The 24830-nt window shown below is 33.4% G+C and carries 19 protein-coding genes and 2 pseudogenes; 3 read left to right on the plus strand and 18 right to left on the minus strand.

Annotated features, from left to right (window positions below):
* Positions 1-479: 479 nt before the first annotated feature.
* From SLH52_RS05590 to SLH52_RS05610, 5 genes and pseudogenes are all read right to left on the minus strand, one after another.
* Positions 480-1106, minus strand: a pseudogene (locus SLH52_RS05590) (FMN-dependent NADH-azoreductase).
* 31 nt (positions 1107-1137) lie between these two features.
* On the minus strand, positions 1138-1728 hold the full coding sequence (locus SLH52_RS05595; RefSeq protein ID WP_320208295.1) for an NAD(P)H-dependent oxidoreductase: 591 nt from the start codon (positions 1726-1728) through the stop codon (positions 1138-1140).
* A 4-nt stretch (positions 1729-1732) separates the two neighbouring features.
* Positions 1733-3055 (minus strand): MFS transporter, encoded by a 1323-nt coding sequence (locus SLH52_RS05600; protein ID WP_320208296.1) that lies wholly within the window; start codon positions 3053-3055, stop codon positions 1733-1735.
* Positions 3048-4688 carry a PEP-utilizing enzyme gene (locus SLH52_RS05605; protein ID WP_320208297.1) on the minus strand — a complete coding sequence of 547 codons (1641 nt, stop codon included), beginning with the start codon at positions 4686-4688 and terminating at the stop codon, positions 3048-3050. Before SLH52_RS05605 ends, SLH52_RS05600 begins: the two co-directional genes overlap by 8 nt.
* Complete coding sequence (locus SLH52_RS05610; protein WP_320208298.1) at positions 4688-5593, minus strand: PEP/pyruvate-binding domain-containing protein; 906 nt, start codon at positions 5591-5593, stop codon at positions 4688-4690. The genes SLH52_RS05605 and SLH52_RS05610 overlap by 1 nt, the downstream gene beginning before the upstream one ends.
* 210 nt (positions 5594-5803) lie before the next feature.
* On the opposite strand from SLH52_RS05610, the gene SLH52_RS05615 reads away from it, so the two are divergent.
* Positions 5804-6412: a TetR/AcrR family transcriptional regulator gene (locus SLH52_RS05615; protein WP_320208299.1), complete on the plus strand. Its 609-nt coding sequence runs from the start codon at positions 5804-5806 to the stop codon at positions 6410-6412.
* A gap of 524 nt (positions 6413-6936) precedes the next feature.
* On the opposite strand, the gene SLH52_RS05620 is transcribed toward SLH52_RS05615, so the two are convergent.
* From SLH52_RS05620 to SLH52_RS05630, 3 genes and pseudogenes are all read right to left on the minus strand, one after another.
* Complete coding sequence (locus SLH52_RS05620) at positions 6937-9255, minus strand: carbohydrate-binding protein (protein ID WP_320208300.1); 2319 nt, start codon at positions 9253-9255, stop codon at positions 6937-6939.
* Between the two features lie 645 nt (positions 9256-9900).
* Positions 9901-10197: pseudogene (locus SLH52_RS05625) on the minus strand (IS3 family transposase); the annotation flags it as partial.
* 471 nt (positions 10198-10668) lie between these two features.
* Positions 10669-11541, minus strand: coding sequence for a Cof-type HAD-IIB family hydrolase (locus SLH52_RS05630; RefSeq protein WP_320208301.1), 873 nt, complete (start codon positions 11539-11541; stop codon positions 10669-10671).
* A 211-nt stretch (positions 11542-11752) separates the two neighbouring features.
* Here SLH52_RS05630 and SLH52_RS05635 point away from each other — a divergent pair, with 211 nt between their 5' ends.
* A complete protein-coding gene (locus SLH52_RS05635; RefSeq protein ID WP_320208302.1) occupies positions 11753-12661 on the plus strand; it encodes an SAM-dependent methyltransferase in 909 nt (302 codons plus the stop codon).
* Positions 12662-12774: 113 nt separating this feature from the next.
* On the opposite strand, the gene SLH52_RS05640 is transcribed toward SLH52_RS05635, so the two are convergent.
* Together SLH52_RS05640 and SLH52_RS05645 are read right to left on the minus strand one after the other, a co-directional pair.
* Positions 12775-13905 (minus strand): MFS transporter, encoded by a 1131-nt coding sequence (locus SLH52_RS05640; protein ID WP_320208303.1) that lies wholly within the window; start codon positions 13903-13905, stop codon positions 12775-12777.
* A gap of 400 nt (positions 13906-14305) precedes the next feature.
* Entirely contained in the window at positions 14306-15061 is a 756-nt protein-coding gene (locus SLH52_RS05645) for a class I SAM-dependent methyltransferase (protein WP_320208304.1), read from the minus strand.
* A 118-nt stretch (positions 15062-15179) separates the two neighbouring features.
* Between SLH52_RS05645 and SLH52_RS05650 the strand changes: the two genes are divergently transcribed.
* Positions 15180-16109, plus strand: a complete 930-nt coding sequence (locus SLH52_RS05650; protein ID WP_320208305.1) for a LysR family transcriptional regulator — start codon at positions 15180-15182, stop codon at positions 16107-16109.
* 168 nt (positions 16110-16277) lie between these two features.
* On the opposite strand, the gene SLH52_RS05655 is transcribed toward SLH52_RS05650, so the two are convergent.
* The 8 genes from SLH52_RS05655 to SLH52_RS05690 form a co-directional block, all read right to left on the minus strand.
* Positions 16278-16637: a DUF6176 family protein gene (locus SLH52_RS05655; RefSeq protein ID WP_320208306.1), complete on the minus strand. Its 360-nt coding sequence runs from the start codon at positions 16635-16637 to the stop codon at positions 16278-16280.
* Between the two features lie 125 nt (positions 16638-16762).
* Entirely contained in the window at positions 16763-17308 is a 546-nt protein-coding gene (locus SLH52_RS05660; protein WP_320208307.1) for a hypothetical protein, read from the minus strand.
* Positions 17309-17607: 299 nt separating this feature from the next.
* A complete protein-coding gene (locus SLH52_RS05665) occupies positions 17608-18141 on the minus strand; it encodes a GrpB family protein (protein WP_320208308.1) in 534 nt (177 codons plus the stop codon).
* A gap of 312 nt (positions 18142-18453) precedes the next feature.
* Positions 18454-19266, minus strand: coding sequence for a patatin-like phospholipase family protein (locus SLH52_RS05670; RefSeq protein WP_320208309.1), 813 nt, complete (start codon positions 19264-19266; stop codon positions 18454-18456).
* Between the two features lie 85 nt (positions 19267-19351).
* Entirely contained in the window at positions 19352-19978 is a 627-nt protein-coding gene (locus SLH52_RS05675) for a DedA family protein (protein ID WP_320208310.1), read from the minus strand.
* Between the two features lie 97 nt (positions 19979-20075).
* Positions 20076-21203, minus strand: coding sequence for an MGDG synthase family glycosyltransferase (locus tag SLH52_RS05680; RefSeq protein WP_320208311.1), 1128 nt, complete (start codon positions 21201-21203; stop codon positions 20076-20078).
* 286 nt (positions 21204-21489) lie between these two features.
* Entirely contained in the window at positions 21490-23712 is a 2223-nt protein-coding gene (locus SLH52_RS05685; protein ID WP_320208312.1) for a HAMP domain-containing sensor histidine kinase, read from the minus strand.
* Positions 23713-23802: 90 nt separating this feature from the next.
* Positions 23803-24495 (minus strand): response regulator transcription factor, encoded by a 693-nt coding sequence (locus tag SLH52_RS05690; RefSeq protein ID WP_320208418.1) that lies wholly within the window; start codon positions 24493-24495, stop codon positions 23803-23805.
* Positions 24496-24830: the final 335 nt, after the last annotated feature.

The raw sequence follows: 24830 nt of genomic DNA on the forward strand, positions 1-24830 counted from the left end.
TATCATGGTTAAACCATTTATCAATATCTACGCTGCCTTGAACAGATAATATACGGTATAAATAATGATAAGGTAATCTACTTGATACAATGATAGAAATACAAAAAATAGCTGTTGCAGGTGGCACCCTTCCCATATAGATGTCGGATCAAACCCTACCTTAGAATTAGAAAGTAATTGCCGATGTATAAATGTCACTACTTTTCAAAAAGATAAGTAAACACAAGAACTGCCCTACTTTAATCAAATAGTAGGGCAGTTTCCATGTCACCATGACCAATGTAATACATAATATGTTTTCCTTATTTGTTGGTGCATCAGATAAGAATAATAGTTATTCAACACACTTTCTATTATGTTTCACAAAAAAATATTCTTTCATGTCATTTGAGAGAGCTTGTGCTGAAATGATATTGAAGATAAGTTTCCTAAGCGTTAGTTACCTTCTATACGCCAAGAAGAGCGATAGTTATACTTAATTAAAATAATCTTGCAACCTCTTTTGCATTGTTAGCTGCTTCAAGGTATATCTCTTCAGCTGTTGAATGATCTAAATTTACACCCTCACACAAAACAACTTTAAAGTTTTTAACCCCTAAAAAATTCATGACAGTTTCTAAATAGCTTTTTGTATGTTCGGAGCTTGCTCCTGAACCTTCTGAATAAATCCCCCCACGTGCCTCAAGTAAAACAACAGCTTTATCTCCTGCTAAGCCCACCGGCCCAATCTCTGTGTACTTAAAAGTTTTGCCTGCAATGGATATGGCATCAATATATGCCTTTACCATAGGTGGAAAACCAAAATTCCACATAGGTGCAGAGAAAATGATTTTATCTGACTCTAAAAATAAGTAGGCTAGTCAGTTTATTTTATTTATTTTCTCAAACTCTATTTCATTAAGCTCTTGTTGTAACACGACCTTCCCTCTAGCAGATAACACATCACCATCAATAAAAGGAATCTCTTCCTTGTACAAATCTAACTCTATTATTTGATCATTTGGATTCTGCGTTTGGTATTCATCAATAAACGTTTTTGCTAAACGCAGTGTATAAGATTTTTTCTCTTGTTGTGGATTTGCTTTCACTAATAGTACTTTTTTCATTTTACTTCTCTCCCTATATTACTGAGTTTACTTAGCTACTTATTTGCTGAAAATATTGGTAAACTTTTTCTAGTTTTTTTGTATGTTTTCCTTTCGGGTTCTCCATATTACCGAATTCAAAAAACTTTACATCTTTAATTCCTACAAAGTTGAATACTAACTTTTCCATTGAACGCTTATGGGAATTTCTCAATATAAGTAACGGATAAAGAATTTCCGGTCCTTTCATTGTTGAGATACAAACAACGGATTTTCCCTTCAATAGCCCTTCAGGCATGATTTTTCCAACATTTTTATAGGCAAATTTTGTTGAGAATATTTGATCTATATAGCCTAAAAGCATTGCTGGTGGTCTTCCCCACCAAATTGGATAAATAAAAACAATTTTATCTGCCCGAATAATTTGATCTCTATACTTTTTTAAATCAGGATCCTTATGCATGTCCCTTCTTCTTTTGTCCTTATTAAATACAAGCGCAGGATTAAATCCTTCCTCATATAAATCGAGTAGTTTTATTTCATTAATATTGGAATTCTCTCTCATTCCCTTTAAAGTTTTTTGCAAAAATGAATAACATAAACTGGAACGATTCGGATGTGTATAGATAATGAGTGTATTCATATTTTCACCTCATATTTTTTGTATTTAAATTTGTACTATTTTTCAGAACTAATCCAAGTGAAAGGATAAGACCTATGATTGAAAAACAAAGTAATAATAAAAAAAAGAATGTATTGCCTATTAAAATAGCAACTACCACGGATGCCATTATTCCACCCAAATATCTAAAAGTAGAGTAAATGCCAGAAGCAATTCCCACTTTCTCTCTTGGTACAGATTTCAAACTATTGATCTGCATAGAGGAAATTCCAATCCCTGAAGAAAAACCACCAAAAATTAATGCAATTACAACAAACAAATACGAAGATTCATTACTAAACGTGAAATAAAGTAGTGCTGTGATACAACATAAGAAAAACGATATAAAAATGACTTTATCCTTACCAATCTTATTGGCCAATGTCCCCCCTATCCATGAAGATAATGACATAGAAATGGCAAAATAGAATAACATCATACCAATTGTGCTGATACTAAACTGATTCAGTGAAATAGGAATAAATAGAACCGTACTGTACATGAAAAAGTTATTAATCATAATAAATAAGTTTGCAGTAGTAAAATGGATATTTTTAAACATACTAAATTCAATTAAAGGAGCTTTGCTTACTAGCTCTTGATAACTAAATAAGGCAACTAAGATAAATAAAACAAGAGTCGTCCAACCAGTTATTAATTCATTTTTGGTTGCAAATAATGTCATGAATGTCAATATTGCACCAAGGTATAAAGTACCTGCTATATCCAAGGTTTTGTTATTAGGTTGGGAATCGTTCACATTAGGTACAATAAACCAAGTGGCAATCACACCAATGACCAGAAAAGGAATATTAACCCAAAATATAGCTTCCCAACTGAATGAACGGATTAAAAATGAACCCAGTAGGGGGCCTATCGCTGCACCTAAACCCATCGTAAGGCCAAAAATACTAAAAGCATGACTCAATTTTTTTGTTGGAATCGCGAAGCGAATAATCGCGGTAGCATTTGGGGTTAATAATGCACCGCCTAGTGCTTGTAAAGAACGGAATAGAATAAGAGAAAACAAATTAAAAGAAAAAGCACAAGCCATCGATGAGATAAGAAACACAATAAACCCGATCTGCATTACTTGTTTATTCCCATATAAATCCCCTAATTTACCCGCAATGGGCTGCACGACTGCCATAACAATTAAATAAATAGTAACCACCCATGATATATCAGTAATTGAAACATTTAAATAGGATGCAATACTAGGAAGCCCAACAGCGATCATTGTTGAATTAACAGGGACTAAAAACGTCCCTATTAATATAGACAACAAAATTAGATTTGTTTTATTCAAGAATGGTAACTTCACCTTTAGCACCATCCACTTTAACCACATCTCCGTCTTTTAGTGTAGAGGTTGCAATTTTCGTTCCAGTTACACAAGGAACTCCATATTCTCTTGCAACAGTAGCAGCATGTGATAGAATTCCACCTACATCTGTAACAATAGCACCTGCTAAGTTAAACAATACTGTCCAAGATGGTGTAGTCGTTTTACAGACAAGGATATCTCCTTTTCTCACCTTATCAAATTCACTTTGATCACTAACAACCTTTACTGTTCCAGTGTGTACTCCTACGCTACTAGAATAACCAGTAAATGTTTTCTTCTCTTCATTTAAGTCGGCCATTCTTGTACCAAACATTCTTTCTGCGATTGGATCTGACGAACGCCCTTCCGGTGGATTACCATAGAAAGGAACAGGAGTAATTGCTTCATTGTTCTTATGTTCTTCCTTTCTTTCTTTGATCAAGTCAAATACTGACTTAGGTTGTCTTAATAATTCAACTAATTCGTCTAAATAAAGATAAGAAATATCTTCTTTCTTATCGATCACAGAATGATTAACTAATAAACCTCCAACATTTAATAAAAATAGACGTGCTTTTGCCGGTAACATCGCATCAATATAAAAATGATGGTCTTCATTAATTCCCCACATTCTAAGTGCCATACCATAAAGTGAAATAAATGTTTCTTTTAACTCCCCATCAGGCATTCTAGCTAATACTTCATTCACTTTCTGCTCTCTCTTATTGATCCCTTCTTGCAGCTCAGCTTCGAAATCAAAGTCTTTTTCAATATAGTTTTTAACCAATGTTAAAGCATGATTCGGATTTTCCACCCATGTTTCTTCATTAAATTCATGATTGCTCGCACGGTAACCATATGTTTCCAATAAAGTGTTGACAGTAGTTAAAAACTGACGGCCTTCATCCACATTATTAAGTGAATCACTTAAATGAATCACATATGAATTATTAAATATTTCAGATAAAATTGCTGAATCTTTAACAATTAAAGAGAGCCTCCACAGTTCTCGGTCTGTTTCAATTGATTTATTCATGGTTCCTAATAACAAATCATATACTCCTGTTGTGTCTTTGGTATTTAACAACTTCCCGTATATCTCCTCAAGAGCTAGCCCCATTGACATTTTTGGCATCACTACTTCAAAGTGTATGGACCAAATTTTCAAATACATCTGAAAAAGTTCTAACACTCTTTCTTCTGCTTCTTCTAAGGTTAACTTTTGTTTTTTTGCTTCATCCAGTATGCTGTAGTATGGAAGTAGAGTATTTTCTACATATTCAAAAAGAATTTCTGATGCTCTTGGAAAAACTGTTGTCATCACTTCTTTATGTTCCGCTACTCTCGTCTCAGGGTTATCATGTACTTTAACTGTTTGGTAATGGTAGCCTTTCGAAATTTTAAATTGAAATTGTTTTAATGGGAGTTTCAATTTTTCAAAAGCTTCCAAGGTCCCACTAGAAACTGAAGGGCCCATGAATGAAGCAAATAAGGGAGTAAGTGGCTTCGAGAAATGCGTATCATTGTATTCCCAAAACCATTGCTTCTCTTCCTCCGATATTATTAAATTTTGTTTAAAATCCTTTAAATCTACATGATATACATTGGATGTCATTATACATTTTCTCCTTTAAAAGTCGTAATAGGTCTTGCTTGCAAAATATAAATGATGTTATTTTTTATAGCAAATTCTATATCTACCGGATTTTCAAAGAAATTTTCTATTTTCATTGTTATATCAACTAGTTCTAGAATTTCTTCGTCACCCAAGCAAAATATTTCTTGTTGATCCGCAGAAACCACTACGGTTTCATTCCCATCTTCCATAGCAATTATTTGTATCTCTTTATCACCTAATTCTTTTACAATGTGCTTGTTTTCTTTGTTGATTACATACATATCTGGAGTTACACTACCATCCACAATCGCTTCTCCTAATCCATAACTTGCATTTACTAGTATTTCGTTTTGGTTATTCGTTACTGGATTAGAGCTGAAAATTACTCCCGATACATCTGCGTGAATCATCTGTTGAACGAAAACACCCATCTGAACATCGGAGAGAGATATATTATTGGTTTTAGCATAGTCTAGTATGTGTGCTGAAAAATACGAAGCCCAACATCGTTTAATACTATCCAATAATTGATCTAAGTTTTTCACACTCAAAATTGTTTCATATTGCCCTGCAAAAGATGCGTTATTTAGGTCTTCCATTGCTGAAGAGGAACGAACGGCTATCGTTACATCAGGGCTGGTTTTTATATCCTTGAAAGATTTTGATATTGATAATTCCAGTTCCCTTGGATATTCAGCAGTCAAAATTTCCTCTTGAATGTGTCGGTTATTCTTGGAGCTGATATTGTTATGTGTAAGAAATTTTTTAAAAGAATCTGAAGTTAATATAAACCCATCTGGTATTGAAGGTATTGTTGATTTTATTTTAGATAGGTTCATCGCTTTTGAACCTACCAACACTTTCTCTAGTTTTATACAATCTGTTAAACTTACAACATTCATTACTTTTTGCTTCTCCTTCCAAGGGCACAATTTAATAAGTGTATATTACCCAACAACATGTTGATTATTTAATAACCTGTTGTTTATACTGTTATTATATTTGAAATTTACGATGAGACAATAATCAATGTTTCTTCATTTGTTTTATACACGACATCGTAAAATGAATTGTTGTTTAAAATAATAATAAAATGATTGGATTGGTACATTATGGCAAATAAAGAAGATTTACGAATCACTCGTACGAGAAAACTAATTGGAGAAGCCTTCTTAAAATTACTCCAACAAAAAGGTTTTGACAGCATTACAATCCAAAACATTGCAGATGAAGCGATGATTAACCGCGCGACATTTTATTTACATTATCAAGACAAGTATGATTTATTAGAGCAGATGATGGATGTAGTATTAAAAGAACTCATAACATCTTATGGTGATTCTAATAATCATATCGAAGAGCAACAGTTTAAAATAAAAAATCATCAAATGACCATTCAGAGAGTTTATGAAAGTGTTGAAAAACATCGCTTCTTTTACCAAGTAATGTTCGGAAAACATGGAGTTTATGAATTTAGAAAAAACTTAGAGGAAGTCATGATTGGTAAATTCGAAGAAAATTTTAATAATCTAGAAATGACAGATGCTGATTTTAAAATTCCAAAAGAAGTACTTCTTCATTTTTCTAGCTCAGCTTTTGTCGGAATAATAGATTGGTGGTTAAGAGAGGAAAATCATAAATCTCCAGAAGAAATGTCCGTTATGATATCTCAAATTATTTTGAGAGGACACACGAGTGCTGCGGGAGTTGAGATTAGATAGAAATTTTGTTCTATGAGTAGACTGTATGAACAAATAAATTTGTTTAATTCTTAGCCTTCGAATTCATTAACCCCGTCCTAATTTTTTTGAGACGGGGTTAAAAAAGATCTCTTGTAATCTAATTGGTTGTTTCATCACAACTAATAAAAGAGTGGAATAAATGTAAATTGTAAAAAAACATGTGTGCTAAAATTGCATATTCAAAACCTTTCTTCCAAAATAAGTATCCGAATAATAGTCCACCAATACCATTTAGTATGAAAGATCTAGTGATTAGATTAGTTGTTAACTCTCCAAACATTGCATCAGTTTTGTACGTCTATCCTAAAAATATACAATTAATTCTTAATCGACTCAATGGACATACTAAGGACAAAACTAAAGGCCTGATTCCACCTCTAAACCGGAATCAGACCCTGTAAGCAAACTAATGAACTTGTCTAATTTATAAGTTAGCTTTTTATTTTACTAGATTATAAAACTAAACTTAGTTGAGTATTTTTGCATAAATTATGTAAAAGTTATTATCTTGGAGTATAAAAATTTTGGGTATAATAAATTCTATATTGACTATCTGGGTTATAGTAAACACCTGTACCTAACCTTTCTGCATTACCCAAAATATTAGCACGGTGTCCTGATGAATTCATCCAACCTGCATTAGCATAAATGGCATTATACTGACCAGCTGCTATATTTTCTGCAATCAAAGAAAAGGATAAAATCCCTTCATTTCTCAACCGATCAACTACATTTTTGCCGTCTGGGTCTGTATGATCAAAGAAATTTCGCAATGCCATATCTTTACTATGATTAAAAGCAGCCTTTGAAACAGTTTCATCGTAAATAAATGGCTTTAAGTCTCTTTTTACCCTTTCTACATTAGCTAAATCAAATATTTGTTTAGCATATACTTCAGTTAAATTTGTAGATGGGTTGCCATAATAGCTACGAAATTGGTCTTCTGTATCCTTATTTATATATAATATACCAGCTACTTCCTGTTGTTCATATATATCGTAGAAGAATGTTATATAAAGCTCTTCAACTGAATATGTAGCTACTTCATTAGGTGATTCGTTTATCCAAAATCTCGTGTTTCCTTTCAAATAATACTCTAGTGGCTCACCATAAATTTCATCTACATTCGTCTTATTATCTCCGTATTTTAAGTGAGATGGCGTTGTCCAATTTGTCGCATTCGTAAATAAGGCAACTACTTTACTATTTTCTACACCAACCATTATGAAGTTTTCATAGGATTGATTATAAATATACCATGTAAATCCATATTTACTAACATCCTCACGCTGTGGTGGGCCTAAGATTTCAAGAACTTGTGCTAAAGAGTCCCCTACTCCAATTTCTTGTATTTCATATCTATCAGATTGTGAGGGATTTTGATTGTCATCTCCCGCTGAATTTTCTGGTTGTTCATCTGGCTCCTCTTCTACTGACTCAACTTGACCTGTTGTACTAGTGAATACAAACCAATTTAAATTTCCAATCCCTGAAGCTACTCCTTTGAAAACTAAATACACATCATGTGTGCCAGTGACATTAGAGATAGTAGAAGTATTTGTAACCCAATTTTGCCATCCACCAGTATGTTGAATATCTACTGTGCCCAGCAAAGGTCCATCAACACCATCTAACCTCACTTCAATTGTTCCACCGATGCTTTGACTAGCTACTCTTGCTTCAATTCCTTTCGGGGTTTCTGTTCCAAAATCAACATTTTCAAATGCGATGTAGTCGCCATTATCTGTCCAACCAACGTTTTGTCCACTACCTACGTCAGTAGTAACTTCCGTGTCAATTCCTCTCATAAAATCGTAATTTTCTGCTTCGATTTTCTCAAACGGATTAATTGTATTGAGATTCGATGGTTCTGGCTCTGGAACTGGTTCAGGAGTTGGTTCTGTTGGTGGTTCTGTTGGTTCTGTTGGTTCTGTTGGCTCAGGTTCTGGCATAACTCCAGTAGATGATGTAAGGACCATTTCATCGATACGAACAATTTTACCAGTTCCTATGCCTTCGTAGCGTAAAAATATTGCATTCGTTAATTCCGCCTGAAAATCAACTAATGGTATTGAGATTGTTTGGTAATTGCTTGTGATATTGCCGTAGTCAGATAATTTTAGCGAGTGATTTGTTCCATCATTTAAAACGATGTTAATGGAATTTTCCTCAACAACACTTGGACTTTTTAAAGTTAGCTCCAATGTATCATAAGCAGAAATATCTCGATTTATGTATTGATCAAATGACTCAGCTCTCGATCCACCGTTAAAGAAAAAATAGAGATTTCTATTACCTTCAAGGTTGTAAACCCCTCCGTTACGTATAATAGATTCGTTTAAGTCGTTTTTATTTGAGTTCCATTGTTCCCACCTGTTAAAATCGTCAATCACAAGTCGCTCGACATCTGTATTAGGCTCAGGTACAGGTGTTGGTTCTGGTTCTGGCTCTGGTTCTGACTCTGGTTCTGGCCTCACTTCCAATCCATGCGGACTTTCATACCAAGGTGTGTTATATGCTGGAGTACCATTGTTATAAGTAAAACTGTAATCAATAATGTCACCAGCTTCTAGCCCACTTAATTCATGTGTAAAAGTCGACCCTTCTTTATTCATTCTTACATTTTGCTGGACACCTGTATTAACTTTGTAATGAACATCTACCCAGCTCGTATTTACGTTTGAAGTAAATGAAATTTGAGATTTAGTTTCAGTTAAACTGTTAACTGCGTGCTGGTAGTTAATAGCTGCTGCAATATTACCACTGAACATTGGTAATATTAATGTTAGCATTATCATAACCAAGAATGTCTTCTTCAACATTTAGTTCCCCCCGTACAGATAGTTTTAAATTTTAGAAATTTAATAGATATATTATTTTGAAATTTGCTCCACCTCCTTCCACATATATTTCGTTCACCTTGTCTCTTAAAGGGGGGCTTTTAAAAAACAAATCATTTAATAACCAAGTAATACTTCAAGAGTTTAAGCTTGTAAGTTTACTGTTCTTTATTTCTACCATAAAATATTCCTTTATTATGTACGGTTGTGGCTGCATATCTAAACCTACTATATTAATTGGGTTCTTAGTATCAGCTTCTGAGAGTGCATTTTCAGTAACAAAATCAAACTTATGATTAAATTATGATTTACTGTGATTGTATTTCTAGTAGATTATGTTAAGCAATGGCTAGCTTCTACTAAGGTTCAAAACACGATTGATAAAGTAACTGACCTGATTGTAGGACTTGGGGTAAGATTACTTTATACTGACGCTAAACATTAGGAACCATTTTGGTGTTCGGGTTTCATTGCAGTTAAAAGTCTGCTACTTAATATAAGAATTTCCCTAAACAATCTGACCCTAAAAACAAGGTGCAAATTTTTATTTCAGATTTGAGCCACATTGTAGAATAAGGTTAACTAGTTTTTAAAATGTCCCCCCTTGTAAAGGACTTAACTAAAAGATCATGTCACATGTAGAAGATAATTTCTGTATTTAACAGGAGTCATCTTCATTAAGATCCATTGATATCTAAAATTGTTGTAGTACATCATATTACTTCTTACTTCTCTTTTCAGTTCTTCTAAAGTGCTACACGGTTTTATATAGGATTCACCTTTAAAGTGCCCAAATAAGGACTCTATTGGAGCGTTATCTCAACAGTTTCCTCACCTTGACATTCATTGTTTAAATCCCAGTTTTTTTACATATTACTGAAAGGTTGGGTTAGCATAGTGTACTCCTTGATCAGAGTGAAGAAAGGTACCTTCTGCAAACTTTAATCGCTTTATGTTGTATCACAGCACTACTTTATTTCAGGTTCAGTATTGAATCTAATGGAACAGCTTTATGTCAATTAACAGCTATTTATTCAAATACTATTTTCTTTTCACTATAAAAACCCCTTTAGATAACCATATCCAAAGGGGAATACCATCACATTTTTTTGTGAACATCGTGATTTTATCAAAACATCTCATCTTTGTTATAAATATCTTACCTTTATTTCAAATCAACATCAAAATGTGTTTCGAGCACGATAGCTATTCATGCTGTATTGTTAAAAACTATTGTTTTTGTAACTTATAGCTTCTCCTAAATATTTGATATTATAAAGTGTCGTGATCAAGTTAAAATCACTTATAGGAAAGTTTTTTTAATTAGTTTGTAAAGTGAGGTATACCCGATTTGACTCTCAACCGCAACAATTAACGTGATGGGCAAGGTTCTATTTAGTTTTCTCCTGAACGACTTACTTCACGGAGAAATTCTTTTCGTTGTTGCTTACGAAAATGTTCTTTAATCATATATGTTACACCTTGTTGATTACTCGTACGTGTAATCCAATCTGCTGCCTTTTTCACCTCGTTTGGTGAATCCCACATCGCTACACCTAAGCCTACTTGTTTAACTATAGGTAAATCATCTAACCCATAACCAATTGCAACCATTTCATTCAATTGAATACCAATATGCTCACCTAATCTCTTCAATCCGTTAAGCTTTGATACCCCTTCTGGAATAATTTCAATTTTATTTTCAATATTTGCAAGTATAGAGAGTGTTGGAAATGCTTTGCTAATCGTATCTTCCACTTTCTTCTTCTCATCTTTATTGGAAAAATACACTTCTATTTTTAGTGCTGAGACTGGATTATCGCGTAAATGGTCACCTAATGAATCAACAAATTGCAATGGATAAAACAAAGGATCACCACTATTTAAAACTGCTTTTGCAACTATATTTTCTGTTGCTCTTTTTCTATTGCCTAAAGAGAATTTTTCATGAATTAATCTTATATTGCAATCATAATTTTCTAACACTTGCACAATATTAAAAGTTCTCTCCTCTGATAAACCATTTACATAGATTGGACGATCTATAGAATTAGCAATAAAAGCCCCATTAAGAGTTACAAGTACGGAATCTATTTTTAAAGCCTTCGCTACTTTTTGAGCTGACAAAAAGTTTCTGCCTGTAATTAGTGTTACATACACATCTTTATTTTGAACAAACTGAATTGCTTCCTTTACACCTTTTTGTAACCGACCATTTGACCGTAGTAGAGTTCCATCAATATTGATAGCGAGTAAGCGGTAATACATTACTACCTCTCCCTTCTAGCTGTAACTATGTTTATCTATAATACTTATGTATTAATAAAAAGAAATAGAACTCTAAAAACACATTGACAAATTATAAATTATATGCTATAATTAAATATTTATTTCCATTTTTCAACTTCTGTGTTAAAATATGATTAGCGCTGATTGAACTAAGTAGTTAGCTACTTAAATATGTTAAGGAGATGTTTAAGTGAATAACAAAGCAAGCCTAACCGCAATTGTTAGTGCCTTTGCTAGATCCTATCATTCACAACACCATTACCCCATCATCTTTGATGATTTCCTTGCACAAGAGCTAATATCAGGCAAAGAAAGTGCCATGATTGGACATAATTGGGCTAAGGCCATATCATTTTTCAATCCAGAAAACGCATCAAAATATAGCAATAAAACTGACGCATTAAATTGGGTTATGAGTACCCAATGTATTCCACAAACTGTGAGCCGTGCAAAATATGTGGAGGGTTGTTTAGAAAATGCTATTACTAGAGGGGTTGAACAATATATTATATTAGGAGCAGGCTTTGACACGTTTGCGTATCGCAGAACGGAATTAATAAACCATTTACAAGTTTTTGAACTTGATCATCCTGCAACTCAGACTCTCAAAATAAAGCGAATGGCTGAACTCAAGTGGGAAATACCTAACAACGTGCACTTTATCCCAATAGACTTCACAGAGGAAAACATTACTAATGTGCTTATTAAATCTTCATTCTCACCTAAGAAATTGACGTTTATCAGCTGGTTAGGTGTAACGTATTATTTAACGATAGACACGATATTTGAAACATTACAAGCATTAAAAAGAATTATACCAACTGGAAGTTCAATTGTATTTGACTATTTAGATGATACTGCATTTGACCCAGACAGAGCATCAAAACGTATATTACAAATGCAAGAAATAGCTAAACAAGCGCAAGAACCTCTAAAAACTGGCTTAGACCCAAATACGATGGACTTATCACTTCAGCAAATAGATATGCTACTTTACGAACACCTTTCTCCTGAGGATATTGACAAGCGATATTTCAGCAACAGACATGATCTATTAAGCGCTTTTGAGCATTTTTATTTTGCTCACGCTACATTTTAACAACTTGTATAACCAAGATAATAATATTGCATGCTTTTATTAGAACATAAGGAAGGCTATTTGAAATTGATCTTTTCAAATAGCCTCATTTTTTCTATAACAACTAAACAATGTTAAATTAGTTTAAAGTTTGACAACTTGAATGAAAACAACGCTGCTATAATCGTTACAATAGCACCAATCAGAAAAATAATCATAGATCCAAACATTGTCCAAACTACTGCTCCTAGAATTGGGATACAAACTGCAACAACGTGCGCTATTGTACTACCCATTGCTAACGTCGCACTTAATTCATCCCTGGGAACTAGACGTCCTACGAAAGATGATATACCGATATCGTCAAAACCAACTAACACATCATCAATGATAAAAAGAAAATAAATAAGATAGACATAATCGAACAAAGCATACCCTACGAATACAATCGTAACTAGGATATAATTAACCGCAAGTGCTCTTCCTTCACCCCATCGCTGTATTGCCTTACCAACTAATGGACGCGTGATGATGGCACATATACTGTGAGCAGCCATCAGTAGTGCCATTAATTGTACAGAAGTATTAAATGTTTCAATCAAGAGTAATGTCCCAAAAGTAATAAAAAACATCTCCCTTGTCGCAGATAAGATAGTCAACAAGTAATAAGGAGTATACGCCCTTTTAAAAACTAATTTCGCTGTGGGAGAAGAGTAACTTTTAGCTTGCACGATCTTCACCCCGGCAATTGCGCTAATCAATGCGAAAATACTGCTTATAATAAAGATTATTTCAAATGAAGATACCGTACTAATTCCCCACACTAAACCCATTCCTAATAAACTTGCGACTGCATTATAGCTTGCAATTAGTCCAAATTTATAGGAACGATCTCGTTCTGTAGAGAAATCAGTTACTAAATAATCTCCTTGTATCGACCTTAAATGTGTCCCTGTACTATAAATTAAAGTGAAAATAATAATGAATAACAAATTGTCAGAGACAGTATATAAAACTAACCCTGCTGCAATCACAACTAGAGAGCAGATCCACACAGCTTTTGGGGTAAACCGCGACGCAATAAAGACAATTCCAACTGCAAATAATCCAGGTAGCTCCTTCATTCCATCAACCCAACCATATTGGCTTGGAGAAAAGGACAAATGATCTAATAAGTAATTTTTATAAACTCCCTGATACATAGCAACCGCTACACTTGATAAAACAAATGAATATAACAGGATGCGGAAATTTTTTTCCTTCATTTCAGTTAACACTCCTTCAATTTTTTTTGCAAACTTATACGTTCGTCAAATAAAAATTGAAGGAGCTCTTGGGTAGCAACCAATTAATAAGTTAAGAGCAGATGTTCAAACTCATTTAATTCATATAAAAATAAATTCATACCCCATTGACGTCATCCTTTCTACATAGCTTAAACACTTCCCGATGCTAACATATATTATAGAAGATAAAAATTTAGCATTCAATATATTCATAATAATATGATTTTTATAACAAATAAATCATATATATCTAACTTATTGACTCTTTTGGAAACTTTGTTGCTATAGTTCCTTACATTGAAGATTAGAAAGTCGTTTTACTCAACAGTCATCGTTTTATAGAAGAAAACAACAATAAATGCAAATGCAAACAACTAACTTATTTTTCAGCTATAATACGAATCCTTTTATAATCCGCAACCCAAGATCCTTGATGAAACAATTGAGGTTTTATTTTCTCATTAATTAATCTGTATAAATGCAGCTGCTGTTCTTCATTAAATCCAACAAAAAAATCGGTAGCAAAACTATCTAACCAATGATTCAACCCTTTTTCTTGATCGACCAATAATGTCGGTCGATCATAATATTGAGCGTAACGAACTTTAAAACCATGCTCTTCAAGTACGGTGGTGTACTCTCCTACACTTGGAAAATACCAAGGGTTTCTTGATGAAGCATCTATCCCAAACTCACCATATAGTACACTTGATATACCTTTGATAATTGTTTCTACATTGTATTTCCCACCAAACTCTGCTACAAACCTTCCACCTGGCTTTATCGCATGTGAAATATTTTCAACAACTTTTGATGTCTGCTTCATCCAATGAATAGCCGCATTAGAAAATACAGCATCATATTTATCGTGAGTTATAAAGGTTTCACCATCTTGGATGAGAAATGAAATGAATGGATACTTACTTCGTGCTTGTTGAATCATTTCTTGAGACGAGTCAACTCCAACTATCTCTGATCCAAATTGAAATATATCATTTGCAAGGTCACCTGTTCCACAACCTAAATCAAGAATTTTCTCTCCTGCTTGTGGGTTAAGCAGTTCTATTAGTTCTTTGCCAAAATTCGAAACAAAATGTTGCTTGTCATCATACAAGTTTGCATTCCAGCTATTCAATGGCTTACCCCTCCTCTAGAATTAATTAAAGGTAGTTTCATCATAGCCAATGGAAAAGTATTCGTCTAAGATATATAATCTATTATATTAATAGCTTTTAGCTATGGAGGTTAAATTGTTGGAAATAAGATTATTAGAATACGCACTAGCGATATCCAAGAACAGGAACTTTACTAAAGCAGCAGAGAGTCTTCACATTGCACAACCATCCTTGAGTAAACAAATTTCTAAGTTAGAGAATGAATTAGGGGTACAATTATTTATTCGTAAGCACGGTAACATTACTCCAACTCCTGCTGGAGTAAGATTCTTGAAAAAAGCGAAAAAGATTGTCCTTATGCGGAACGACTTAATTCGTGAAATGAAAGAAGTTAATCAAGGAACAAGCGGGGAGTTAATCATCGGTTCAACAGCAGTCACAGGTGGTCATGTGTTACCTCCACTTCTTCAAGAATACAAACAAAGATACCCAAATGTTCAAATTAAGCTAGTTGAAGAATCAACAAAACAGCTTACTTCCTTAACTGCTAAGGGGGAAATAGACATTGCTATATTAGCTCTTCCAATAGAAGATACTTACTTAACTACAAAAACAATGTTTACCGAGTCACTTAACATCGTTTTACCTACAAAAATAACCTCTTGGATGCCGAGCCATATTCAAAATCTATTAACACCATCACAAATACAGCATGCCAGTACTCTTTCATTAGAAAGCTTGTCCCAATGTCCATTTATCCTGTTAAAGCAAGGTTTTGGGTTTCGAAATTCGGTATTAGAGTTATGTGCAAAAAGTGGGTTTCAACCTCAGATAGAGTTTGAAACAAGTAGTATTGAAACAGCGCAGTCACTAGTAAAAAATGGCCTCGGCGTGACGATTGTACCGAATATGGTCGTACATCAAAATTCTAATACACAACTTACATACTTTAAAATAAATTCAAATCCAACAAGAACATTAGTCTTTGCTTATCATCATGAGCGTTACTTAAGCTCGCCTTCTAGAGCTCTCATGAATGTTTTTGATGAATTAAATAATCAAAATTAATATGTTTACCTTTAATAAACTTTGATCTAAGTTTTATAGGTAGAGTAGAACCCCACCTATAAAACCAAAACCCCCACTAGGTGTAAAAGTGGGGGTTAAAAACGACTAGATCAAATCCTAATTTTCATTCACGTATGTATCGTTAGCCTAGATAAATAGCTGTTTGAATTAAATGATATGTTTACTAATTTTATCAGGTACCATAACAACTTCTGTAGCTATGGGTGTTTGTTCCTCTTGAACAATACATTCTTCCCAATACTCCATATGCTTCTTAATTATTTCATTCTTATTGTTTATTTCATCTTCCGTAAGTTCTACATTCATTTCATTATCACCTTGTATTGCATACCAATAAAGAAATTCACCATCAGCATTTTTTTCACGAAACATTGTTTCAACATACAAGTTTTCATTTTTCAATATAATAAGTACCTTATCCATGTTTTGATTTAACATGTCCATCCATTCGTCCACACGTTTCGTTTTTCCTTCTTTAATACGATATTTACTTAATCGAACTTTCATTTAACTTAACCTCCTACATTAACTTCCATCTTAATTAATATATCATACCTTTTCAAATAAGTTTGTGTTTTACTATTAAAAACCAGCTCCCTTAAAGGAAGCTGGTTTATGTACAATTAATAACCTTATTCCTCAATGAATACAAACTCAGTTGGACATCTTCGAATACCCTTACTTATAAGCTTAATCGTCTTAGGAGTGTTCTCGATAAACTGAAGATGAAAACGATTAAATTTAGTAACAAGTTCTTTATCATTAGCTAAGTCTTCTCGTGTAATATGATAATCTTCTAAACTACTAGGGTATTGATGTTGTAGCAAGACGCTTTCGATCTCTTCAAGTAACTTGAACATATCGATATCCTGAAAGTAATTAACACTAGCTTTTATTGATGACCAAATTTTCGGTTGGGCATAAAAATATGAACTCCACCAATACAACTCTACTATAGATTTTCTTGCATGATCATAATACATATGAAATACGAATAAAGCTTGTTGTCCAGTAGTTAGCTGTTCATAAAATTGCTCTTTAAACACGGACATGCTTTGTAAAGTTTGCTCAGCCATACTATTTTTATAGGCTATGATCAAAGGTTCAAAGCATTCTTTACAAAGCTCCTCATGAGCTAACGTGTCAAATTGTTTTCTTGTCATCTTAACTATCAACATTTATCACTCCTCCAACTTATTATACATTAATTGGAAGAAATAAACCTATTTATCAATGATAGTTTTTAGCATTTGCTTATCAAGCAATTAAATTTATTATTTTATAAGCTCTTCATAAAAATGTACTATTTTACTCCAATGAATTTTTAATAAAATATTTTAGTCGAAGCTTACCCCTTGTCATTATACTGCCCTTAAGATGTGCAAGATGATAAATTTGTTACTCTAATTTTTTCATAAATGCAACAAATTTTACGAAATGAGCCCTTCAAATTCATTAACTAACTCTTAAACTGATCTTAATTTTGCCTTTGACTTAGAACCTTAGCTACAAAACTATTTTTTTCGTCCGAATAGGCTGATACATTATTCGGATATTTAATAGCTAAGGTCTTTTTAAGTTCTTCATATTCTTTAGCCATTTGAGGATTATTATTTAAAAAATCTCTGAAAAACGTGTGTTGTTGCCACCACTCACCTTTATATTCAACGATATGAAGAATATGAGATTTAGTCATAGTATTAAGATTGGAAAATTTCGCGAACACTTCTTTACCTTCTATTTCAACTTTAGATAAATGATAATAACCTTCTTCTTTCAGAACGTTTGTATCAAACTGTTGTATATCACTTAAAGATTCAACCCCAACTAATATGTCAAGTATGGGCTTTGGCAAAATACTTCGAATAGCTGTACTACCTATATGTTGAATATCTCTGACATAGTCACCAATTAATAAATCCAAAGTCTCTTTCTCTTCTAAAAACAGGCTATTCCAATGTGAATATTTATTTTCTACTAACTTAACTTCACCTTTGTTCACACCTAACATTTCTTTCACCCTCCTGAAATCAACTAGGTTTACCCGAAATAATATCCACTATAATAATATTAATATAAAAGAGGTTAAAATAAGTAGTTATTGGCGGAGTTCGAAACAATAGGAAAACACGATGTAGAAGCTATCAATGAGTAGCACGATGATCTTATATTGATAGATAAAATAAATCCACCATCATATAGATACCCATTGCAATAGCGAATTGTCGTACGATCAACTTGAGAGAATCATCGATAAAGAATCTCTCAAAATTTTTCATTGTAAAATAATCTTTGTATCTTTTCTTCATTCAATTTACTAACTTTAGACAGTTAACCTTTTCTCACTAAATTCTTGAGGATACATGCCATTGTTCGTAAGTTGGTTGAACTCACTAATGGAAAAAGCATCACATGCCTGCTCTCTTCCTAATTCTACAAATTTACCTAACGATTTTTTCTGAAATCCACCTACACCTTGTAGATCAATTTCTATTATTACATCTGCATATTTTTCTACAAGCTGATTAGTATGATATTTACTTGCTACGCCTATGTATCTTGAAAGCTGATGTAATATATTTTTCGGCTGTTGATCTTTTGACCCTCGTAGGCAAACAGCAGTAATATGCTTAGCACCCATTTCTTTTACGATATCGACAGGATTATTATTTAATATATATCCATCAACTAATAGCTGATTGCCATAATTAACAGGTGAAAATATGCCAGGAATGGCTACACTTGCATGAATAGCTTTAGCCACCTCACCTGAACGAATGACAACTAGTTTGCCAGATAATAGATCTAAACTAACTATTGCAAGTGGGATCTCTAGATCAGTAAAATGCTTGCCGTCTGTGAGCTGTAGTAGCTTGTCATAAATTCTTTTCCCTTTAACAAATCCTTTTTTACCCAATCTTATATCTATTAATTTCCTTAATGAAAGTTCGTCTAATTCCTTTTCCATTGCTTCTGGTTTCATACCAGAAGCGTATAACCCGGCAATGACAGCCCCTGCGCTCGTTCCAGCGATATGTGTAATTTCCATATGTTGTTTATTTAATTCGTTAAGTACGCCAATATGAGCAGCACCTCTTATGGAGCCACCACTCAACGATAAGCCTGTTCTGATCATTCTAATTACCTCCTAGCCCAATATTTTGATTAGAGGTTGGTAACAGCTTTCAGAATAACACATGATGATGTCGTTATACTGTATTTCACTTGTTCAAAGCTACACTATCTTGTTGTTTGCTGTTCTCGATTTCCTCCTTCATATAAGTTCCAGCATAATTTTTTACCTTTATCCACAATAAAATAAGATAACTAATGAGAATTAATGCGCCTAAGAGATAAATATATACATCATATTCCTGAAACAAATGCTTTACTTTCGTTACATTTCCAAGTTTGCCAATCATGAGAACTGCAACTGACCATGGCAGGATTCCAAAAAAAGTGTGAACAAGATAAATACGTAACTTTACCTTACTTATACCAGCTACATAAGAAATATAATTTCCTATACCGAATGGTCTTGATAAAGAGATACTCCAAACTCCATACTTTCTAAACCAACATCTAGCTTTCTCCATACTTATCCAAAATCTCTTTGGGAATAAGAAGGTCATTTTTGCACCGAGTACATAGGGAATGAGGCTCGCTATCGTATACATACTTGCCATACCAAGCGAGATGAGTACAATCTCCATATGACTAGGATTTAGCAACAGACCGTACGATAAAACGACCACAATTCCCGGGAATGGTATAGATGAGCCTTCTAAAAACATGGATATAAATAAACCAATCGTACCTAGATTTTGTATAAGTTCTAGTATGTTCATCTATCTTTCACCTTTTTTCCTATATAAGATGCTGGTTTTGAGACTTCAACAATCACAAATTATCCTATTAATCTGTTAAATTCACCTTTGACATAGACTACCCAACCTTATCTACCTTTTTGTTGTTAATAGATTTTATGACTGTTAATAATTTCTCAGAAGCAAACTGGCACGTCTGCACATAACCCTCAATTCTTTGTTGGTGCTCATTCCATTCCTGCTTATTCGTTAGTTTCTCAATGATCTGTGATGAGATAGACATATTCAAATCAAGTTTATACACTAAGCTTTCACTTTGAAGATAAGATAAATTAATTTCTTCCTGGCCTGGTAAACCAGCTATTGCAAAGATTGGTAACTTTTTATGCAAAGCCTCACTAACAGTTACACCGCCAGGCTTCGTCACAATAGCATCAACATTTTCATACAAATCATTCATTTCATCTCGCGAAGAAAGATACTGCAACGGTGTAATGTATGGTTTTTTCCAGTTTGTTAACTCTTCATACATCTTCACGTTATTTCCACATAATACGGAAAAATGAAAATGCTTTGCTGAATGATCTATTTCCCTTAGAAGGTCTACCATATTTCCTAAGCCACAACTCCCACCAGCTAACAAAATATGATGGATTTTTTTTTGTTCGAACTGTCGATTCACCCGATTAAACTTGTCATTAATAGGAATACCTGTCACAACTATCTTTTCTGCAGTTACCCCGCTATCCTCTATTAAGGAAGTACGTATATGCTCACTCGGTACGAAATGATAATCAACACCATCTCTTCCCCAGACATTGTTAATAAAAAAATCTGTATAAACATTAATTAACGGAACATCAATCATTCTCTTTTGCTTTAAGCGGCTAACTAAAAACGATGGAAAGCCATGTGTTGCTACGATAACATCAGGTTGTTCACGTTGAATAAGTTGCTCCATGTTTTTTAAAAACAACCTTTCATACCATTGTAATGAGTAGGTTGTTGATTTTGAATAACCGAAATTATTATATGCCCACTTATACGTTTTAGGTGATACTTTTATCCATTTGAGATAAAATGCTGTAATTAATTTTTCTAAAGCTGGATGAGAGTAACTAAGTAGGTCAACCTTATTCGTTGTTATCCCATTGGTAGTCCTGTTAATTGAATGTATTAAAGACTCTGCTACTTGATGATGACCAGAAGGCATACTTAACAATGGCAAAAATAATATCTTTTTCATTCCTGCTCTCTCCCTTTCATATGATAAAGATTCCAGTTAAGGCTCTCTTCTTAAATATTGTTACAATTCTCACTAAAATCACAACAGAAGAAATTACAATGGAAAAGTAGTAGAGGGCGTGTATCATTTCTTAATTTGGATTCAGAGCAATCGATGCAAAAACAGCTAAAATAAAAAAGAGGACACTTCTCTCATATGATAAATGTGCCTATCATTCTACGAAGAAGTGTCCTTATTATTATAAATGATCCCCTGACATAAATGTAAATTTATTCTAATCTCAACTCTAATATGTTGGTATTTTAACAATTACTTTAAATAGATCGCCATCTAGATCTATTTGTAATGTACCATCATGTAAATCAACGATCGATTGAGCAATCGCAAGCCCTAAGCCAGATCCCTCTGTAGCTCGTGATGTATCTGCTCGTTTAAATCTTTCAAGTAGTTCGTTAATATTCTCACCAAGCTCATATTTAGTAATGTTCTTAACAACAAATTCTGCTTGGTTATTTTCATGCTTTAGACTAACATATACTCTTGTACCTGTAAGTGAATACTTCAGTGCATTAACGATTAAATTGTCTAACACACGCCACCACCTTTGTCCGTCTACGTAGCTCATAACTGAAGTGTCTGGAATTGTTACCCGAAAATCAAGACCGGATTTTTCAATATCCTCTTGGTGTTCACCAATTACTTGGTGTATTAATTGTGTTAAATCTACCTGTTGTTTATGAAGCTCTAAATTCCCGCTCGCCATTTTAGATACTTCAAACAAGTCTTCAATGAGTATTTTTAATCGATTGGATTTTCGTTCTAATATATTTACATACTCATTTCTCTCTTCCTCAGTCAACTGCTGATTTTTTAACAAATCGGTATATGTGATAATTGAGGTCAGAGGTGTTCTTAAATCATGACTTACATTTGTTATAAGCTCGGTTTTTAATCGTTCACTTTTTGCTTGTTCTGTTATTGACGTCTTAAATCCAGCTCTTAGTTTATTAAGATGTTTTGCGTGCTTAGCTATAACAGACTTTCCTTTTTCAGGAACTGGTTCAAGTAATGTGCCACTTGCCATTTGTTCGGTTGCTCTAAATACACGATTTAAATAACGAATCCTTTTCATCAGAAACAAAATTGACGGTATACCGATGAAGAAGACACAAATAAGATAAAACATGATTAAACCATCATCGTAAGAATTAGCAAAAGCAATTGCAGTTCCAATCCCCCAAAAAAAGATAACGATTAATATCGCCAACATTTGCTTCCCGATAGCGGTTTTTAAAAAAGCATCCCTTACTAACTTTATATTTTTAACAACAATACCGTTTTTAAGTGTTTCGATAAAGCCCAATCCTTGCTTTAGCTCATCATACGTCCATACAACTTGGTATATGCCAAACCATATTGCAAATAAATGAATGAAATGATTAAATAATAGCCCTTCAACACTCTGATAATTGTAATAAGAAAATAATGAATAATAATCTTGCTTAAGCATGAAAGTAAATATCATGACAATCCAGCCATTGATCAAAATTAATACAAGCCTTATGTCTAATGGCCAATTTTCATATTGTCGTCTTACAGAACTATCTACGTACCAAGATTTACGAAATTTAAATATTAATAATATAATTAATAAAGCAACAACAGCTATTGCCAGCATGATTAATGACAGATTTTTTTGATAAATGAAATATTGTGCCCTTTCTACTTGATTCATGTTTGCAACGGGTATAGTTATTTTTCCTTCAAATGTTGATGGAGAAGCTTTTAATAATGTGGTTATTTTATTATTGACATCGATTCCAGTTTCTTCGTTGTACTCTCCACCGATATAATATGATGCACTATCTAAATATTGTGATGCCTTTAAATATCCATTCTTTTTACTGAACTCCATAGTAAACGCAGCTTTTTCTGATACATCTCCAGATGAGAAGGTTTCGCCTGTCTCAATATTTTTCAACTCATATGAGAAATATGTGAAATCGGACACGAAGTCTTGTTTTTTCGCGTTTAGTTCCGCTATATACGAATCAATATTTGTGTTAATAACTGCTTTTATCTTTTTTTCGACATATGCATCATCTTCAAAGTTTTTTTGTATGTCAGCTATTTTTGCGTCTCGTTCTTTCGTAAGGGCATCTTTCACAGAAGTGTTACCTGAAGCCTCCGCTTCTGAAATACGTGATTGGTATTGCGCCTGTATATTTTGAATTTGCGTAGTTAAGTCCCCGTAGTAAAATCTATACTGATCTATTTCTTGTTGAGAAACAGAAACTGTATCCTTCAACTTCTCCTTATCAGGATTATTTAACACAATTGAACTTAATTCCCTTATATAGTTATGGTATTCTGATTGAAATTCATCGGTTTGAAAATAATCTTGATTACCGATAAATCGATGTGCATTTTCAAGAGTTGAAGTTACGGCAATCAGAATTATGCTAACTAATAAGCTCCAACCAATTGTTTTATAAAAATTCTTCTTCATTTTACAGACCCCCTTCTTTCACTGTCTAAGCTATAAAAAATCCATTAAAACGTTGTTTATCTATATGTTTGCAAACTTTCTTGAAGAAGGTTACTTCTCAATCTTATAACCAATTCCCCAAACAACCTTAACATAACGAGGATTTTTTGGATTTTCTTCTATTTTTTCACGTATTTTTCGAATATGCACTGCTACGATATTCTCAGCGTTATATGCAGGCTCGTTCCATACTCGTTCATAAATTTCATTAATGGAAAACACACGCCCTGCATTCAGTAATAATAGCTCAGTGATCTTATACTCAATCGGTGTAAGCTTAATTGATTTGCCGTCTAGCTTCACTTCTTTTGCTTCCTGATCAAGCACTAAGCCATTTACTTCAGTAATTGTTTGTTGTTCATGATATGTGCCTAGCTGTACATACCTGCGCATTTGTGATTTTACACGCGCAATGAGCTCCATAGGATGAAATGGCTTTGTAATATAGTCGTCAGCTCCTACTGAGAGTCCATGAATTTTATCTGTATCCTCAGCTTTTGCACTGAGCATAATGATAGGAATGTTGTACTTGTCTCGTATTTTAAATGTTGCCGCAATTCCATCCATCTGTGGCATCATGATGTCCATTATAATTAAATGCACTTCATTATTTTCAAGCTGTTGGAGTGTTTCAATTCCATTTGCTGCTTTTATGACCTTATATCCCTCATTACTAAGATAAATCTCAATGCCATCTCTTATCTCTTTGTCGTCATCGGTAACTAGAATTGTATATTCGTTCATCATTACACCTCATCTCCTACTCATTTGCTCATTATTATACTTGTCATTTCTTAACATTTGGATTAGAAAAATATGAAGAATTTCTTAAGGAAAATATACAATCACCTTAAGCTATGTTCTATAACTTCCATAGGAATACACCATATAATACAACTCTCTTCGTTTTGGTCATTCTGCAATGTTGGCTGTTATCGCAGTCATTGATGTTTTATCGTAAAAAATGCTAAATATGAAAACAACTAAAGCTCGGGACATATTTTTTCTTTAAAGACTGTAATAAATCATTTAACCTTACACATTAGTAACTCAATTTGAAAAAGAAGTAACAAAGAAAT

The organism is Cytobacillus sp. IB215665 (assembly GCF_033963835.1).
Taxonomy (GTDB): domain Bacteria; phylum Bacillota; class Bacilli; order Bacillales; family SM2101; genus Nanhaiella.

Bases quoted from the DNA above. Each gene is read 5' to 3' on its own strand.
- SLH52_RS05595 (WP_320208295.1), bottom strand. From the start codon at position 1,728: ATGAATACACTCATTATCTATACACATCCGAATCGTTCCAGTTTATGT.
- SLH52_RS05605 (WP_320208297.1), bottom strand. From the start codon at position 4,688: ATGACATCCAATGTATATCATGTAGATTTAAAGGATTTTAAACAAAAT.
- SLH52_RS05610 (WP_320208298.1), bottom strand. From the start codon at position 5,593: ATGAATGTTGTAAGTTTAACAGATTGTATAAAACTAGAGAAAGTGTTG.
- SLH52_RS05615 (WP_320208299.1), top strand. From the start codon at position 5,804: ATGGCAAATAAAGAAGATTTACGAATCACTCGTACGAGAAAACTAATT.
- SLH52_RS05620 (WP_320208300.1), bottom strand. From the start codon at position 9,255: ATGTTGAAGAAGACATTCTTGGTTATGATAATGCTAACATTAATATTA.
- SLH52_RS05630 (WP_320208301.1), bottom strand. From the start codon at position 11,541: ATGTATTACCGCTTACTCGCTATCAATATTGATGGAACTCTACTACGG.
- SLH52_RS05640 (WP_320208303.1), bottom strand. From the start codon at position 13,905: ATGAAGGAAAAAAATTTCCGCATCCTGTTATATTCATTTGTTTTATCA.
- SLH52_RS05655 (WP_320208306.1), bottom strand. From the start codon at position 16,637: ATGAAAGTTCGATTAAGTAAATATCGTATTAAAGAAGGAAAAACGAAA.
- SLH52_RS05660 (WP_320208307.1), bottom strand. From the start codon at position 17,308: ATGTTGATAGTTAAGATGACAAGAAAACAATTTGACACGTTAGCTCAT.
- SLH52_RS05665 (WP_320208308.1), bottom strand. From the start codon at position 18,141: ATGTTAGGTGTGAACAAAGGTGAAGTTAAGTTAGTAGAAAATAAATAT.
- SLH52_RS05670 (WP_320208309.1), bottom strand. From the start codon at position 19,266: ATGATCAGAACAGGCTTATCGTTGAGTGGTGGCTCCATAAGAGGTGCT.
- SLH52_RS05675 (WP_320208310.1), bottom strand. From the start codon at position 19,978: ATGAACATACTAGAACTTATACAAAATCTAGGTACGATTGGTTTATTT.
- SLH52_RS05680 (WP_320208311.1), bottom strand. From the start codon at position 21,203: ATGAAAAAGATATTATTTTTGCCATTGTTAAGTATGCCTTCTGGTCAT.
- SLH52_RS05685 (WP_320208312.1), bottom strand. From the start codon at position 23,712: ATGAAGAAGAATTTTTATAAAACAATTGGTTGGAGCTTATTAGTTAGC.
- SLH52_RS05690 (WP_320208418.1), bottom strand. From the start codon at position 24,495: ATGAACGAATATACAATTCTAGTTACCGATGACGACAAAGAGATAAGA.